The following is a 17,504-nucleotide window of genomic DNA, read 5'->3' as shown; positions in this document are numbered from 1 at the left end:
AGGTTAATATGCTCGGTAAGAGGTGGGGATATCGCATGTCATTTGTTTTCCTGGGTATTGACCACGTTCAACTGGCTGCTAATGAAGGCTGCGAGCCGGATGCGCGTAAGTTTTATGGCGAGTTGCTGGGCTGGACGGAAATTCCGAAACCGGAAAGCTTGAGACAACGTGGCGGCGTATGGTTTCAATGCGGTACTCATCAAGTACATATCGGTGTTCAGAAGAACTTCTTGCCGGCCACGAAAGCCCATCCTGCATTCGGAGTCCAGAATATTAACTTGTTGCGGCAACATTTAATCCAGCATAATATCCAGATTATTAACGATGATGCAAGAGAGAGTGAAGATTGCCTACGCTTCTATTTGAATGATCCCTTCGGCAACCGGTTAGAATTTATAGAATGGGGAGTGGTTCGCGATGAATAGTAAAGAAAGGTTTTCGAGCAGAGTGGATACGTATATTAAATACCGCCCGAGCTACCCGAAAGAAGCGATCGATTACTTATTCGAAGTCGTTGGCATTAGCTCGCAATCCGAGGTTCTGGACATTGGATCGGGAACAGGGATCTTCTCGGAGTTGCTTCTGGATCGAGGGACTCGCGTGACCGCTGTCGAGCCGAATGATGCGATGCGGGAAGCCGCTCTGTTAGCTCTAGGGAATAACCCGAAATACAAAGTGGTATCCGGATCCGCAGAGGTTACGGGATTGCCGGACCATTCCTACGACTATATCGTCTGCGCGCAAGCTTTTCATTGGTTTGATCAAGGAGCGGCGAAGGCTGAATTTCAACGAATTCTGAGGCCGGGCGGCAAGGCGGCGCTAATCTGGAATTCGCGTTTAACGGGGGGGAGTCCTTTTCTAGAGGGGTACGAGCAATTGCTGCGCACGTTAGGTACGGATTATGAGAAAGTTAACCACAGAAATATTTCGCGCGAGATGCTGGTTTCCTTTTTCAAGGCCGATGGCCTGCATGAAGCGCGATTCTCTAACCAACAAGTGTTTGATTTCGATGGGCTTAGCGGCCGGTTGCGGTCGTCCTCTTACAGCCCCGAACCCGGGCACCCGAACTTCGAGCCCATGATGACGGCACTAAGAGAGCTATTCGATCGGCATGAGAAAGAGGGGAAAGTGAACTTCGACTATGAAACCGAGGTGTACTGGGGAGAGGTGTAATTGAAACTAAACATGCTTTGAATGCGTTAGTATGTTTAGGAGATGGGTTATTTTATGAGAATATCAATTATCATTACCGTATTTATTATTCTTACTTTGCAGCTTACGGCGTGCAATAAGAATAAAAACATTCCGACAAGCGATATTGTCAAAAAGTCCATTGTGGACACGGATGAGATTAAGATTGTTTACGGTGATGGGAACGAGTTAACCATGAATGACGGAGTTACCGTTGGAAGAGTAAAAAGCTTACTTAAAGCGATGAACTATGAAGAGGTCGATCTTCCCGATACTGTAGGCCAGAATTTCACCTTGAAGCTATCGAGAGAGAGGGAACTGTACTACATCAGCTCGGGCTATTTAAAAATTAATGAAACTTTATATAAAGCATCGAACGCGGATATCGTTACCGAGCTAGACGACTTTGTCGTCAATTACGGACTACAAGAAATCCCTGATTTACTAGGTAAAAAATAAAACCAGGCTAGTAACCTCTTTCGAGGATCTTAGCCTGGTTTGCTTTCCATTACACGACTTCAAGGAAGTCTTTGTCCGGCAACTTATCGTAAGGAACGTGGGGTTCAGCTTGATACCAGAACGCCGTCGAGGAGATGTCGTCCTGCAAGGGCAAATATCTGCCCCCCGAACGCCAACCTAGCGCTTGGATCGTAACCTTCAAGTCTTCATCGAACCGGATGGGATCCATAACGTGCCATCTGTACATGCCGAATCGTTGCTGGCTGCGATATAAGCCATCCGGTTTAGTCACCTGATGAAAGCCGAGGAACGCCGTCGAGAAGGAACCGTACTGCCCAATCGGCTGCTCGAAATTCCATGCGCCCCCGAAGTAGTCTTCCGTCCCCGTACCGGCAATCGTAGGAAACTCTTTATCCCCGTCCATGTAGAACTTAATCTCGCCTTCTCCCCACCAGCCCGAATTGTTCACCTGCCAGGCTAAATAGGTTCCGACATAATGCCCTTTGCCCTTCACGCCATCCAGAATCGTGTGTACTTCCTTATACGGAAGCGGGTTGCTGCGTCGCCATTGCGCATGGAAATACGCCGTATCCTCGGGTACTTCAGTCAAAGTATAATCCACTTGATAATAGAGAACGACGTTCTCCGAGCCGAGATTCTCGACCGTGATCTTGGCATGGCCCCGGAAGGGCATGAGCCAATAACTGTTCATTCCCCCTGCAGGATTTACGGCGACCGGCATGGAATTAACGTTGCTGCGTTCGCACCAGCCGTTGCAGAAGAAATCGCCGATAGGCGTTTCGACTGAGGGAGAGGTTTCGCCATCCCAGTAGATTCGAATAATCATATTGCGCCAATGGGCATTGAAGCAGGTCAGCCAAATGTGCTGAATGGCACCCGGACCGTCAATTTCCGCCATCGTATAGGTGCTCTTGGCTGGGATATTCACCGACGGAGACACTTTCCACCCTTGTCCTAAATCCCGCGCGCATTCGGCTCCCGTACCTTCCGTGGCCATGCCCGCTTTTCCTTTTTCCCCGGTAAAGTTCTCGGCGCTGATCGACCTGGTTTTCGCTGCGGACAATCGCGGTAAATTACCTAGCCCCATATCCAATCCGTTAAAAGAATACATAGAAATCCCCTTTCATCGTGTAAGCGCTATATTGTCTGAACTCGTCTCGTTGATAACTGAATTGTATTCGATTCTTGCTCGAAAATATTTAACCGCATTGGATAAGTATTTAACTTAAATTGGTTTAATTATAACTTGTGGTTGAAGGAGGCAGAGTTATACTTAGTGAGGGAGGGGTTATTATGAATCTAAACAACCTATCGCCGTATATCCGAGTTGCTTGGGATAATTTTATCGAGCCTCCGTTTCATATCTCGGAGCGGGTCATATTCGACTATGAATTACTCTACGTCAAGGACGGGGAGATTAAGGTTACCGTAGAAGACAAGGTGTATTACGGCATTCCCGGAGATATCTTTCTGTTCAAGCCGCTGCAGCCGCACGCTATCTATCTGCTCAATAATAAGCGATTGCATCAGCCTCATATTCATTTCGATTTGTATTACCAGTCCGACAGTCCTCAGGTGAAAATCTCGTTTAAGCCGCTGAAGGCGATAATGGAGGAGGAGAAGCAGTGGTTCCGCGAGGATGTTACCCCGTTGATGGAGGATCCGCTGCCTAATCATATTCGCCTGAATAAACCGGTCGTTATCGAGAAATTGATCTACGATATTATTTTCGAGATGGAAAGAAAATTCCCTTATTATGAAACATCCGCCAAAGGGTTGTTCGTCCAACTATGGGTTCAATTGCTGCGGGAAAATCATTGGAAGAACAACGCCCACTTGTTGTCGAAATGGGAGCTGCTGGACCGCATTAAAAATTACATGAGCCACCAGACGGAACATGAAATTACGCTCGATGAGCTATCGAAATTCGCCAATCTTAACAAATATTACTTGTGCAAGCTATTCAAAAAGGCATTCAACATCACGCCCATCCAATACCATGTCGCCGTCCGTCTGGAAAAGGCGAAGCAAATGATCCAGTTCACGAACCTTTCTCTATCCGTCATCGCGGAGAAAACGGGTTTTCAGAGCATCCATGCCTTCAGCCGCGCCTTTCGCAAGCTTGAGGGCGTATCGCCTTCCTTCTACAGGAAGAGAGTGACGTGATCCCAGTTATGCGATTTATTTTAAAGCCAAATATCGGGTTCATTACGTCTAATTCGTATAAGTCAAACGGCGAGTAGGTGACGGAAATCTTAAGCTTGGTTAGGCAAGCCCAGCAAGGTGATAAAAAAGCTTTTATAGAGTTGTTCCAGCAGTACGAAGAAGACATTTACCGCACCGCTTATGTGTACTTGCGCAATCAGGAGGATGCTCTGGACGTCGTCCAAGAAACAGCATATCGGTCTTTCAAGTCCATTGCCAATCTAACCGATCCTCAGTATTTTAAAACCTGGCTCATTAAGATCTCCATCAGCTGCTCCTTGGATTTGCTTCGTAAACGAAAGAATGTGGTCCAGTTTAAGCCTGAATACCATGAATTGATAGCAGGCGGAGAAGACGAAGATATCCCGCTTTCTTTATCCCTGAAGGATTTGATCGATTCATTGGACGAGGAAGAGAAGAACGTCATTATTCTCAGGTTCTATCGTGATTACACGATAAGAGAGACAACTGAAATTCTGGATATCCCTCTTGGGACTGGAAAAACAATTCTGTACCGGGCGTTGGGGAAACTACGGAAACGGGCTAAGGAGGAAGACGCGAATGAGCAATAAGATCAAACAAGAAATCGATAAAATACCGATTCCTCCGGATCTCCATCTAAGAAGCTTACTGGGCATCGAACAGGCAAAGTTGGAAAATGAACAAAACAGACTTCCGTCGGATAAGCGATATACGAATATCAAGGTAATCGCAGCGGCGCTATTGGGACTTATTTTGTTAACGGTGGTTATCTCCAATACTCAAGTGTTGGCTGCTATACAGAAAGCTCTTCAGTTCGTGCCGGGCATAGGCATAGTGAAGGAAGAGGACTCTCCTACAGCTCGATATGTACTTAAGAATCCCATTACCAAGCAAATAGGAGAAGGATCGATTGTCATCACCGGCATAATGGTGGATCAGCAGATGACCCTGATTACAATCACTGGGACAAATACGACAAGGTTTGAAAAAGTTAAATTAGTTAACGAGCAGGGTGCTGAATTTACTGTAAAACGCTCGATGTCTACTTGGGGCTCTCATGAATGGTCAGCTTCTTTCTGGTATGATGGTCAATTGGATCTTAAGGGCTCAGTGAAATTGTTCCTGGAAGAGAAACCGGAAGTCGTTATTCCGCTTACCCTAGTCCAAGCCGATACGTTCACAAGTTATGCGGATATGGGGGAAACCGCAACTGCAAACGGTATAACGATTACAGCAATAGCCAATCGAGTGGATGACAAAGCACGATTTTCCCTAGTCGCTCAGCATTCCAAGGATATAAAAATCAATGACTATGGATTTTTTGGACTCTACGCACACGAGAATCAAAAAATGAATGTAATGGATAGTAACGGAAAGAAGCTTCCGATTGAAAATATTCACGGCATATTTGCACCGGCAAGCGAGTTTTATTTCAAGCTGTCGGAAGGGAACGGGAATAGCTATGAGTTAACGATTCCGGAAATTTACACCGAAGCTCAAGATAAGGTCAAAATAGAAATCCCAACGGAAACGACCGAGAATTTAAATCAAACCTTTGAGATTGCGGGTTTCCCAGTAACTATCACAAGGATTGATCGATTAGACGATAAGAGTCTCCGAATGTATGTAGACCTGCATTATAGCGAGAATACCCCCGCATCCCTGCATATGTTCAGCTTGGATAGCATGAGTAATGTCGCCAGAATGAATGATCAAACAGGAGAATTAGTATATCTTGAATTCGACGTTGAGCCGAATCACGAGAAGCAAAAAATAACGTTTGCAAGGCCTGAAGTATTAATCAGGGGGCCGTGGAAATTCGAACTTCCGGCGGATAAGTATTTTGACAACTAATTGACCGCCAATGACTCTGCGAGGAGGTTCAGGCTGAAAGCCTCTCCGGCAACCGGATGCGGGATTACCCCTTTGCAGCCGTAACGTTGAACCCGGTGACTGCAATAGTCGCGGCATTAGACGGTACCGTCTTATCCGTTAACGGATACCGATTAAAGACCTTGCCATACATGCTCCGGCGCATAGCCGAATCATGACCATCAGTCGGGGTACAAGAACATGCATTCTTTGCCGCGTTCGAACGAAAACCATTAAATCCACATACGGTTCTCAACGAGCGACGTGCGCTGCAAGGAGACACAGTAGCCCGTACGGGCTTGGCGTTAAAGTATGGCGGTGAGAGCTTATGGTGATGAGGGGGGCCGCGGCCGGCGAAATCAAAGTAGCGATCGGGCATAAATGATGTTTGAGATGAGCCGTATTAAGTTGGCTCAAAAAGGGCCAGCATGCCCTTATAACGATAAACGTCATCGACTTAATATTTATTTATTGAAGTGGATAGTTCATAAGGTGTATGACACGTTAATTAATACAAATGTCTAACGACACAAAAGAGGGGAATTAACTGAACGCGCGAAAGCTTGAGAAATCAAGCTTTTTTGTGTTTATGTCCCTACATTTGTGTCGTGACGGAACGCACAAATGTAGGGACATTGTCATCAAATGACACAAACGTGGGGACATTGTAGCAAGCTGAGCGAGCGAGATCCGAGTAATTTATCCGACTTACTCATAAAAGCTGCAACTATAGCGGTGGTGGACAACAGAGAGTCATTATCCCTGAGTCATATTTGATTCCAGTTTTCGTCCCATATCCCTCTGCGATTGTAAAATAGCCATAAAAGGTTTCGGTTTTGCTTGCAAGGTTCGAATAGTTTTTGACGGCGCGTAGCCAACTGATTATACTTTTTGGCATACGTGAGCCGGGGAGGCGCATCAGGTGGTACTGGGAAAAGGGTTAAAAAATACGATATTCAGCCGTATCGTCGCAGTGTTTCTGATCGCAATTATTCCGTTGTATTTGCTGGGAATGAGCTTATACAACTGGGGATTAAACGCCATTCAGCGGGAAATCCAGAATACGCTCAATTCGCAGGTGACGTTCTATCTCAACGATTTTGAATCCGACATTCGCCGCACGCAGGATTTGCTCTACGACACGCTCAACGACGAAGATTTGAACCAATTGGCCATTCTGCCCGATTCGATGGACAATTATCAGATGTCGAAGGCGATTCTGCGCGTACAAAATCGTCTGGATGCGCTGAAGAACAGCAGCAGTCTGATCGATGACGTCAAAGCCTATATCCCCGCGCTCGATCGCATCGTTTCGGCCAACGAGGCCCTGCTTCCCCTGAACGGAACGGCGTACAAAACGACCACGGAGCGGGTGCTGAACTACGACGAAGCGAACCGGCAACTCGTCATGCGGCAATCTTATCCGCTGAAGGACACCATCGAACAGCTTGATCCCCAGTTTGTCATTGACATTTCCTTCTCCATGAGCCGGATCGAACAGAATCTTGCCCAGTTGAACTACTACGAGGATAGCGGTCTTGTACTGTACGACCGTGCGCAAACCTATACGATCGCAAGCGGAGCGGAAAGTGGACCGATGGCGGAACGGTTGTCCGGCACGGAATGGAAGCCGGCGGCGGGCGACGCGAATCCGGGCAATGTAACGATGAACGACCGCCGCTACATTACGGTGTCCGCCGGCTCCGAATTTCTTGACGTCGCGCTGGTGAAGTATGTTTCTTTTCGCACGATTTTTGCGAATTTGACCGTATACAGCTGGATGTTCTGGCTGTTTTCCGGCATCTCGCTTGCGGCCATTCTGCTGATCGGCGCGTTCACCTACCGAAAAATCCACCGGCCGATGCTGAAGCTCATCAACTCCTTCCGCAAGCTGGAGCAAGGGTATTTCCATGTGGAAATCCAGCATCGAGCCAACGACGAGTTCAAGTATTTGTATCTAAAATTCAACTCGATGACGGAAAATATCCGGCTGCTGATCGATCAGGTGTACAACCAGAAAATATTGGCGCAGCGCTCCGAGCTCAGGCAGCTGCAAGCGCAGATCAATCCGCACTTTCTGTACAACAGCTTTTTTATACTGAAAACGATGGCCCGCAACGAGGAATTCGAGAGAATCGAGTCGTTCACCGATCATTTGGGCGAATACTTTCGCTTCATTACCCGCAATGACGCCGACGAGGTGCCGCTGACCGACGAGGTCGAGCACGCCCGAGCGTACGCCAACATTCAGCTCATGCGGTTCTATCATCGGGTCGAATTGTCTTTCGGAGACTTGCCGCGGCGGTATGCGGGCACGATCGTGCCGAGGCTGATTGTCCAACCGCTCATTGAGAACGCTTTCGAGCACGGCATGAAGCGTAAGAAGCAGGGGGGCCTGATCGCCGTGCGATTCGAGCAAACGCAACCCGGCCGGCTGACGATCGTCGTCGAGGACAACGGGGACGATGCGGAGCCGGAGAAGCTCGCCCGGCTGCTGTCGATGAACGAGGGCCAAACGGAAACGACCGCCTTGGTTAATATCAAGCGCCGGCTGGAAATCAAATATGAGAGTGCCCCTTTGCTGACGGCGGACAGAAGCGAGCTCGGCGGCCTGCGCATCTCCTTGCATATTCCCATACTTGACGAGGTGGACCATGTATAGAATTCTGATCGTCGACGACGAACCGATTATCGCGAACGGCATTTACGACCTGCTGAACCAGATGACATCCTCGGAGCTCGACCTGTACAAGTGCTACTCGGGCGATGAGGCGCTGGACATTTTAAACCGGATTCGCGTGGATATTGTCATTACCGACATCAACATGCCGGGAATGGACGGGCTGCAGCTGATGGAGGAAATCAACCGGATCTGGCCGGGTTGCAAGGTCGTATTTCTGACGGGTTACAGCAGCTTCGATTACGTGTATACGGCCATCCGGTATCCGAATGTCAGCTACATCCTGAAGACGGAAAGCTATAAACGCATTGTGGAAACGGTCGAGGCGAAGATGGCGGAAATCGCCGAAGAGCTGAAGCTGCTGGATCTGGCGGCGAAGGTCGAACGGCAGATGGACACGATCCGGCATTTCCAGCAGATGAGCTATCTCGGCGATCTGCTGCTCGGCGAAACCGATCCGTCCGACCGCGATGAACAGCTTCGGGAGCTCGGCTTGGCGTTCGAGCCGGCATCGCCTGTTGCCCTGATTATCGGTCGAATCGACGGACAGGATTCCTATGCGGCGTTTACCGGCAAATCGCAAAGGATGTATTCGGTCAACGTCATCACCGAGGAGAAGCTCACGGCGGTTTCAGCCTTCTGCTTCGCTCCCGTCCGCTCCAACATGGTGTGGATCGTGCAGCCGAACGACTCGTTCCGCGGCGTAATCGCGGATCAAGCGGATCATCCGGATCACCCAGGCCAAGCGGGCTGTCAGAGCCAATCTAAAGCGGGTTGGCACAAGTTTGCCGCTTACTTGAACGGCATGCTGGAGTCCGTGCAGAATCTGTGCAGGGAGACGCTGGGGTTTACGGTTTCTTTTGCTGTCGGCAGCGTTCCCGTCCTTTGGGAGGACATTCACCAGAAATACCGTTTGCTGTGCGGCATCGTCGGCTTCAAGTGGGGTGACGGCACCGAAATGCTGCTCAGCGAAGAGCAGATGGTCCGGCACGACACGGATCGTTACAACGCAGCGGATGAAAGGGAAGGCAATTTGCCGCTCCGGATGGAGAAGCTCAAGGCTTGTCTGGAAGCGGGACAGCGGGACGAGTTCATGCGTTTGTACGATGGCTTGACCGGGGGAGTTGAGCGAACCGATGCGAACTATTTCAAAACGGTCGAACGCTATTATGCCGTCTCGTCCATCCTGCTGTCTTATGTCAACGAGAAGAAGCTGGCGGACAAGCTGCCCGAGCTACATCGCATCGGCCAAATCGAAGCGCACGATTCTTCAAGCGGCGCCATGTTCTACTTGGCCGGGCTGGCGAACACGCTGTTCGATCTAAGGGGCGCGGAACAGGAGACGAGCACGGCTTCGGTCATCGAGTCGATTCAGCGCTATATTGGCGACAGTTTGCAGGGAGATCTTTCTCTTCTGCAGCTGGCGGAGACGTTTTATTTTAACCCCTCTTATCTGTCCAGACTTTACAAACAGGCGACCGGAACGAATCTGTCGGACTACATTATTGATCGGCGGGTCGCCGCGGCCAAAGAGCTGCTGGCTGACAAACAATATAAGATCAACGAAATTGCCGCCAAAGTCGGCGTGGATTCGGTATCGAACTTCTCCAGATATTTCAAGAAGCACACGGGCATGACGCCTCAGCAGTATCGGGACGTCCATATGAAGTAAAGCGGTGACGAGGAAAGTAAAGATTTGAATATTAAAACGCACGACAAAATCCCCTATGCTAAATACAAGAGCGGCCGCTCGGCAGGAAACCACATCACGGAAGGCAAGGGGAGGGCATCGCGGTATGGAATGGGTGACGAAAGATAAGCTTCCGGTTTATCTGAAAGCGCTGCTGTTTACGGCGTTACTGTATTTCGGTTTGTCTTGGTTAACGGCGGAATCGGCTTCCGCCGCCGGCACGACCTATTACATTAACAATGTAAGCGGATCCAATGCGGATAACGGGATGTCGGAGCTGACGGCGTGGGCCGATTTCACGAACGTGAACAACCTGACCTTGCAGCCGGGAGATCGGGTTCTGCTTGTTCGGGGAGGGGTTTGGAATCAGGAATTGCGTATTTCCGGCGCCGGCACGAGCGCGGACTGGATCGAGATCGGCGCCTACGGCACCGGCGACCGTCCGAGGATTGCCGGGAATGCGAATACGACGGATCGGGCCGTCAGGCTGAACAACACAGACTATGTGCGCATTAGCCAACTCGAGATCAGCCACGTTCCGGTGGGCATCGTCGCCTACTACACGAGCAACGGTCACCGGGGGCTACGCATCGAGGACTGTTATTTTCACGATATCTACGGGTTCAAGGGCTCGCAGCCGATCCAGGATCACACCGATATCCCGGGACTGTACCACTCCGCCAGTATCTTTATCTCGGGGGACGTGCCGGTCACGACAAACGAATATGCGATCCAGGACATTACGATCGAAAATTGCGAGTTCGACAAAGCCGGCAACGCCGTGGACGTCGCCGGGTTCAACTACGATCCGCAGGGCCAGCAAGGCTTCCTGAGCACGGAGCTCGGCACCCACGCGGCGCGCAACATCGTGTTGAAAAATCTGGACGTGCGTAACGCGCTGGCGTTCTTCAATCTCGGCAATGTGGAGGATGTCAAAATCGTCAGCTCGGGCTTCGATTTCAGCGGCTACGATCTGACGAACGGGTGCGGCGGGTTTTTCTGGTCGGTGAAGAACGTCGAGATGACGAACAACACCGTGACCAATCAGAACTACAAGATCAGCGGCGGAGCGTTCTTCGTCGACAACTCGGGCATCGATTTCGAAGCCTACAACGATTCAATAAAGGTGCGGGGCTCGTACATCGCCGATCATAACGGACCGGGCATCGAAGTGCTGGCGATCGCGACAACGCCGGGCAATCATCAGACGAACCATGTGATCTCAGGGAATGTATTCGCAAACAACGGAAAAGCAGACAATACCCGGTACGTATCGGGTGTTTGGTTGGACAATCACTACCAGGTGGATCTGACGGGCGCGATCGACGACAATCTGTTCGCCGAGCCGACCGGCCTGATCGCAAGCAGCGGCGCCGGCGACGACGATTTTACGTACAGCGGCAATCTGTTCTATGCCGACCGGTCCGACATCTACCATGCGGCCAACGATTTCGGCATCGTGCAGGGACACCGCGATTGGAAATACGAATATCTCGATAGTGGCACTTACTACAGCCTGAACTATGACAGCGCCAACAAGCGGTGGGGGAATCTGGAGGGCAACGTTTCCCGGTTCGACATGAATACAAACAGCGACAGCGATATCTGGTTGAGCCGGACGTGGGAAGCGCCGGAATCGGCCGTCATTTCGGTGCGCGGCCGGGCGCTGAAGAACGATATTAGCGGCGGAGACGGCGTGCGGGTACGGATCACGAAGAACGGTAGCGTCATCTGGCCGGTTTCCGGTCCGTCGCAAGCCATCGCGTACAACGACAATTCCGGGATCGATACGTTCCTCGATTCGATCAGCGTGAACGAAGGTGATCTGATCCGGTTCGAGGTCAACAACGGCGGCAACGGGGACAAGACGGGCGATCGGATCAGCTGGACCCCGGCCATCGGCATGAACGGCGCGGCGGCCGCCTCGCCCTACCATACGACGATCGAGGTTTCCGACGCCGACGGCATCTCGGGCCTCGGCACGAACGCGATTGACGACAACGAAACGACAGCCTGGCAAGCGTCCGACACGTCCTATCCTCAATGGCTGAAGTACGATCTGGGAGCGGTCTATCCGCTGAACAGCGTATCGATTCGTTTTATCGCCGATACGACCTGGGAATACAAAATCGAAGGCTCCGCAGACAATGCGACATGGACAACGTTGTCCGATCATACGGGAGTGGGGGTCGGCGGCAGCAAAGCGCTCGACACGGTCTCCGGAAGCTACCGGTACGTCCGGGTGACGATAACCGGCGCAACGGTCGGACCGGCGGGAATTACGGAGCTGAGAATCAATAAAAATATCGGCTATGCGACACTGCTGTCTGCGGGCAAGCCGGTTATCGCCACCACATCCTCGGGAGCGTCGTACGACGGCAGCAAAGCGGTCGACGGCAACGACGCCACCTACTGGTGCGCTTCGAGCGGCAGCTTGCCGCAATCGCTGACGGTGGATCTCGGCGACCTTAACTACGTGTCCAATGCGGCGATCCGTTTCATTACATCCGACGTTTGGAGCTACCGGATCGAAGGGTCGATCGACAACAGTGAATGGGTGACGATGATCGACCGCACGGCGGATGCCGTACAGACCGGCGTCGCGTTGGAACGGACTTATGGCACTTACCGTTACGTTCGGCTGACCGTGACTGGAAGCGGCGGCAATTGGGCGGCCGTCAACGAGTTCAAGATTTTCGGCAGTCCCGAAGCGAGAGCGCTCATATCCCAAGGCAAACCGGCGACCGTCTCCTCCTATTCCGGCAGCAATACGGCAAGTCAAGCGCTTGATGGGGACGAGGACACGTACTGGGTGGCGTCGAACGGGACCAAGCCGCAATGGTTGACCGTCGATCTCGGCAGTCAAATGGAGCTGACGGGCATTCGAACCGCGTTCTATGTACCGGATACATGGCAGTTCAAAGTGGAAGCTTCGACGGACAACGCGAATTGGATGCTGCTGACGAACAGCTGGGACGGCGGCGTCTACTGGGCCAATCCGAATTTCGAAGACGCCGTTCACGGCAAGTACCGTTACGTGAGGCTGACTGTCCGAAAGGGAGATACGCATTGGGCAGCCGTGAAGGAATTTAAAGTATTCGGAATTCCGCAGGAACTTTCAGCGGGAAAAGGAGCGGCCGCTTCGTCCAGCTCTTCGGCGGCGTTCGCGGCGGACAAGGCGACGGACGGAAATGCGGACACGTACTGGTGCGCTACGGACGGCACGTTCCCGCAATGGCTGACCGTCGATCTCGGGACGTCCCAGGCGCTGTCGAAGGCGACGACCCAGTTCTTCGTGAACGATACGTGGAAATATAAAATCGAAGGCTCGAACGACAACAGCAGTTGGACATTGCTTGCGGACCGCAGCGCAGTCGGGGTCGCAGCCGGGCAGGTCGCCGACAATTTGAGCGGCAGTTACCGTTACGTCCGGATTACTGTCGTATCCGGCGCGGCCAACTGGGCGGCAATTCGGGAATTCAACCTATACTGATCAGACAAACATCGGAGGATATGCAATTGCAATCGCAATCGTGGATCGAAACATTCATAAATCCGCCCAAGGACGCACGCATGCTGAAAATCATTCACGCCTGGCCCGACGATCCTGCGCAAGCCGCGCGCGATATCGCGCAAATGGTCCGCCAAGGGTACGGTGGCGTTGTATGCAACCAAGGCTTCGACGGCGTGACGTGCGACGCGTCAATGGACGGCGGCTATGTCGAAAGCGCTTTTAAATGGGCGACGTTCCGCAAAGGTGTGGAGTTAGCCGACGAAGCGGGCTTAACCATGTGGCTGTACGACGAGGCGGGCTTCCCGTCCGGCGTGGCGTGGGGCATCACGCTGCGGGATCGGCCCGAATGGGAGGCCGCCGGTCTGTTCGCGGCGGAGACGATCACCGAAGGCGAAGGCGTTGGCGGTCAGGTTCATCTGGAGATTCCTCCGGGCACGCTCGTCTCCGCCGCAGCTTATCCGTTAGCGGAAGGCGTTGCCGATCTGGGACGAGCCATCGATCTGACGCCGCATGTGCAGGCAGGACGAATAAGCTGGGCAGGCGGCATGGGGGAGTGGCGTGTAGTTGCCATCACTTCCGGCCCGTTGTTCGAAGGGACACACACGGGCGTAAGCGGTGTCCCCGGCAAACAGAAATATATCAATTTGCTTCTCCCCGAGCCTGTGCAGCAATTTATCCGGGTCACACACGACCGCTACGCGGAACAGCTTGGGGGAGATTTGGGCAGGTACTTTGAAGCGGCCTTTACGGATGAACCCTCGCTGATGAGCCTGTTCATGCGTGAAATGCCGTACAAGCCGCTGCCGTGGTCGGACCGACTGGCTGGCCAGTTCCGCGAGAGGTATGGCTACGAACTGATGCCGGTGCTGTCGGCGTTGTTCATCGAAGCGGGGAACGTCTCCAGGCGAGTGCGCTTCGACTTCTGGCAATTGATCGGCGAACTCGTGTCCGATAATTACTTCGGCGCATTGCGATCGTGGTGCCGAGAGCACAATCTGCCGTCCGGCGGCCATCTGCTGCTTGAGGAGTTTCCCGTGCAGCATGTTCCGAACTACGGCGATTTGTTCCGCTGCCTGCGTCAGCTCGACGCGCCGGGAATGGACTGCCTGACGATGAAGCCTGCGCAAGCGCCTTGGATGGTGGCCAAGATGGTCGGCAGCATTGCCGACCTGCAAGGCAAGCTGCACACGATGAGCGAAACGACCGAGTTTCACGAGCTGAATTGCAGTCCGCCTTTGGCAATATCGCTTGCCGAGTACAGGGGCACCTGCAATCGGCTGATAGCCGGAGGCATCAATAAGATTACGACGTACAGTAAGTTCCCGGAATTAAGCGATGAGGAGTTGGCTGAGCTGAACGTCTGGATCGGCCGCTGCTGTGCCTTGCTCAAAGGCGGTCGTCACGTGGCGGATGTGGCGGTGTATTATCCGATCGAAAGCTTATGGACCGCTTTCGCGCCTTCGCGCCATTGGGTCGACGAGGCGGGGCCGCAAGCCGAGCGCATCGCCAAGCTGTTCGAGGACGCAAGCAACGCTCTGTACAAGTCGCAATACGAATTTACTTATTTGGACAACACGGCCTTATCCGCTTGCGAGGTGTCGGACGGCAAGCTGGTGTACGGCGAATTGAGCTGGAAAGCGCTAGTGCTTCCGGGCGTCACAACCTTGAGGAGCGAAGCTGTCCGCGTCATCGAAGCATTCTGGCGGGCGGGCGGTACCGTCATCGCATTGGGAGACGTGCCAGTCAATACCGAGCAAAGCTTCCCGTGCCCCGATCTGCAGGCTTTGTCCGCGAATATCTTCGACGGCAGCGACAACGGCTATCGGATTGTGGACGACGTGGCGACGGCGCTGCCGGCCACCCTCGTTCGCGACTTTGTCAAGGACGTGACGGTCGGGCAGCCGGATTCAGAGCTGCGCGTCGCCCATCGGCTCATAGAAGGCAAAGACATTTATTTTATCATCAACGATAGCCCGGATGCCTGGGAAGGGGACGTCACGATCGCGGGCGTCTCCCGTGGTGGAACAATCCTGCGGCTGGACCCCGCGACAGGAGACGCAACTCCGATTGAAGCGGGGCGGCCTATCCGGCTGGCGCTGGGCGAATACGGCGGCGTGCTGCTGGTCGTTGATAAGACGAATAGGACCATAACGACGGAGGTAACGACAAAATGACGACTAAGTCCAAACGCGGATTGCGCTTTTTCCTTCCGGCATTGACACTTTCCCTGACGCTGTCCGCATGCAGCGGCGGCAACTCGCCGGACGCATCTCCGGCCGAATCGTCGGCCAGCGCGACGAGTACGAGCAGCGCTTCGCCGGCCGCAACCGGCAAATACGACCCGGCGATCGAGCTGTCCACGGTGCGGGTTCTTTATGACGGCGATACGTTCGCCGGGGATGTGTCGATGGACAACAACATCTGGTATCAAACGTACGACAGCGAGCTGGGAATCAAAGTGAAGAATCTGTGGACCGTCCCGTCCGCGCAGTGGGAACAGAAGATGAACATTACCATTGCGTCCAACAACATTCCCGACTTCATGGCGGTCAACTCCAAACAGTTGAACCAGCTGATGAAATCGGACATGATCCAGGATCTGACCCAAGCCTACAACGACTATGCGACGCCGTTGACCCGGCAGATCATGGAGTCGGACAACGGCATCGGCATGAAATCCGCCACCTTCCAAGGCAAGCTGATGGCGCTGCCAAGCATGAGCAGTTCGCTCGACCAGGCTTCGATGATCTGGGTGCGTACCGACTGGCTGACGAAGCTGGGACTGGCCGAGCCGAAGACGATGGACGACGTGTTGAAAATATCCGAAGCGTTCACGAACGGCGATCCGGACGGCAACGGCAAGAAAGACACGTACGGGTTGGCCGTGCAGAAGGAGCTGTTCGGTTGGCTCGCCGCTTTGCAAGGCTTTTTCGAAGGCTACCACGCCTACCCGAACAGCTGGATCAAGGATGCAAGCGGCAAACTCGTTTACGGCAGTGTACAACCGGAAGTTAAGACCGCGCTCGCCAAGCTGCAGGAAATGTACAACGCCGGCCAGATCGACCGCGAGTTCGGCGTGAAGGATTACGGCAAGTTGGCGGAGGATATGACGGCCAACCGGGTGGGGCTGCAGTTCGGCATGTCCGGCAACGCGTTCTACCCTTATCCGGATCATGTGAAGAACAACCCAGATGCGGACTGGAAAGCGTTCCCGATCGTATCCGCCGACGACAAGCCGGCCAAGGTGGCGCTTAACAACGGCGTTCTGCAATATTACGTCGTCAACAAGAACGTCAAAAATCCGGAAGCGGTCGTCAAATTGCTGAACTTCGCCGTAGAGAAGCAGTACGGCGAGAAGGGCCGCGATCTGGCGTTCTGGACATCCGAGGACGCGCCAAACCTGTGGCATACGGCGGCGGTCATCGGCCAGGACGCCAGACAGAACATCAATATTTACCTGAATATCAAGGACGCGGCGGCGAACGGCGCGGAGCTGTCCTATGACGCGAAGGACAACTACGACCAGATTCAGAAGTTTCTAGCCGGCGACAAGAGCTTCTGGGGCACTTACAGATGGGCGGGAGAAGAAGGCTCGCTCAGCGTGCTCGATCTGTACGATACGGAGAAGCGCATCCAGTTCAATGAGTTTTACGGCGCTGCGACGGACACTATGACGGCCAAGATGGCGTCGCTCGACAAGATCCGGTTGGAGACGTTCACGCGAATCATCATGGGTTCAGCGTCGATCGACGAATTCGACAAGTTCGTCAGCCAGTGGAACTCGCTCGGCGGCGCGGACATTACCCAAGAAGTCAACGACTGGGCCGCATCCCTGCAATAAGCGGCGGTTCGATCAGAATGGGCGGGGAGGACGAAGCGTTTCGCATTCC

The 17,504-nt window shown here is 52.9% G+C and carries 12 protein-coding genes; 11 read left to right on the top strand and 1 reads right to left on the bottom strand.

From position 1 onward, the window contains the following. The first annotated feature begins 35 nt into the window (after positions 1-35). Genes K7P76_RS12060 through K7P76_RS12050 form a run of 3 tightly spaced genes read left to right on the top strand, consistent with a single transcriptional unit; the run spans position 36 to position 1,650 of the window. Complete coding sequence (locus tag K7P76_RS12060) at positions 36-425, top strand: VOC family protein (RefSeq protein ID WP_232185544.1); 390 nt, start codon at positions 36-38, stop codon at positions 423-425. Further along, positions 418-1,173, top strand: a complete 756-nt coding sequence (locus K7P76_RS12055; protein ID WP_232185543.1) for a class I SAM-dependent methyltransferase — start codon at positions 418-420, stop codon at positions 1,171-1,173. Before K7P76_RS12060 ends, K7P76_RS12055 begins: the two co-directional genes overlap by 8 nt. 54 nt (positions 1,174-1,227) lie before the next feature. Further along, a complete protein-coding gene (locus tag K7P76_RS12050) occupies positions 1,228-1,650 on the top strand; it encodes a hypothetical protein (protein ID WP_232185542.1) in 423 nt (140 codons plus the stop codon). 49 nt (positions 1,651-1,699) lie between these two features. Here the strand turns inward: K7P76_RS12050 and K7P76_RS12045 are convergent, their stop codons facing one another. Next, a complete protein-coding gene (locus K7P76_RS12045; protein WP_232185541.1) occupies positions 1,700-2,782 on the bottom strand; it encodes a glycoside hydrolase family 172 protein in 1,083 nt (360 codons plus the stop codon). Positions 2,783-2,964: 182 nt separating this feature from the next. On the opposite strand from K7P76_RS12045, the gene K7P76_RS12040 reads away from it, so the two are divergent. From K7P76_RS12040 to K7P76_RS12005, 8 genes are all read left to right on the top strand, one after another. Further along, positions 2,965-3,837, top strand: coding sequence for an AraC family transcriptional regulator (locus K7P76_RS12040; RefSeq protein WP_232185540.1), 873 nt, complete (start codon positions 2,965-2,967; stop codon positions 3,835-3,837). 77 nt (positions 3,838-3,914) lie between these two features. Then, positions 3,915-4,448 (top strand): sigma-70 family RNA polymerase sigma factor, encoded by a 534-nt coding sequence (locus K7P76_RS12035; RefSeq protein ID WP_232185539.1) that lies wholly within the window; start codon positions 3,915-3,917, stop codon positions 4,446-4,448. Beyond that, a complete protein-coding gene (locus K7P76_RS12030) occupies positions 4,438-5,712 on the top strand; it encodes a hypothetical protein (RefSeq protein ID WP_232185538.1) in 1,275 nt (424 codons plus the stop codon). Before K7P76_RS12035 ends, K7P76_RS12030 begins: the two co-directional genes overlap by 11 nt. A gap of 940 nt (positions 5,713-6,652) precedes the next feature. After that, a complete protein-coding gene (locus K7P76_RS12025; protein ID WP_232185537.1) occupies positions 6,653-8,392 on the top strand; it encodes a sensor histidine kinase in 1,740 nt (579 codons plus the stop codon). Further along, complete coding sequence (locus K7P76_RS12020) at positions 8,385-10,082, top strand: response regulator transcription factor (RefSeq protein ID WP_232185536.1); 1,698 nt, start codon at positions 8,385-8,387, stop codon at positions 10,080-10,082. The genes K7P76_RS12025 and K7P76_RS12020 overlap by 8 nt, the downstream gene beginning before the upstream one ends. A 124-nt stretch (positions 10,083-10,206) precedes the next feature. Continuing rightward, positions 10,207-13,593: a discoidin domain-containing protein gene (locus K7P76_RS12015; RefSeq protein WP_232185535.1), complete on the top strand. Its 3,387-nt coding sequence runs from the start codon at positions 10,207-10,209 to the stop codon at positions 13,591-13,593. 26 nt (positions 13,594-13,619) lie between these two features. Then, positions 13,620-15,788, top strand: a complete 2,169-nt coding sequence (locus K7P76_RS12010; protein WP_232185534.1) for a glycosyl hydrolase — start codon at positions 13,620-13,622, stop codon at positions 15,786-15,788. Next, a complete protein-coding gene (locus tag K7P76_RS12005) occupies positions 15,785-17,455 on the top strand; it encodes an extracellular solute-binding protein (RefSeq protein ID WP_232185533.1) in 1,671 nt (556 codons plus the stop codon). The genes K7P76_RS12010 and K7P76_RS12005 overlap by 4 nt, the downstream gene beginning before the upstream one ends. Positions 17,456-17,504 lie beyond the last annotated feature (49 nt).

It is taken from the genome of Cohnella silvisoli (genome assembly GCF_021190915.1).
Classification (GTDB): Bacteria; Bacillota; Bacilli; order Paenibacillales; family Paenibacillaceae; genus Cohnella; species Cohnella silvisoli.
Note: the sequence above shows the minus strand (reverse complement) of the source record. Positions and strands in the feature narration are given on the sequence as shown.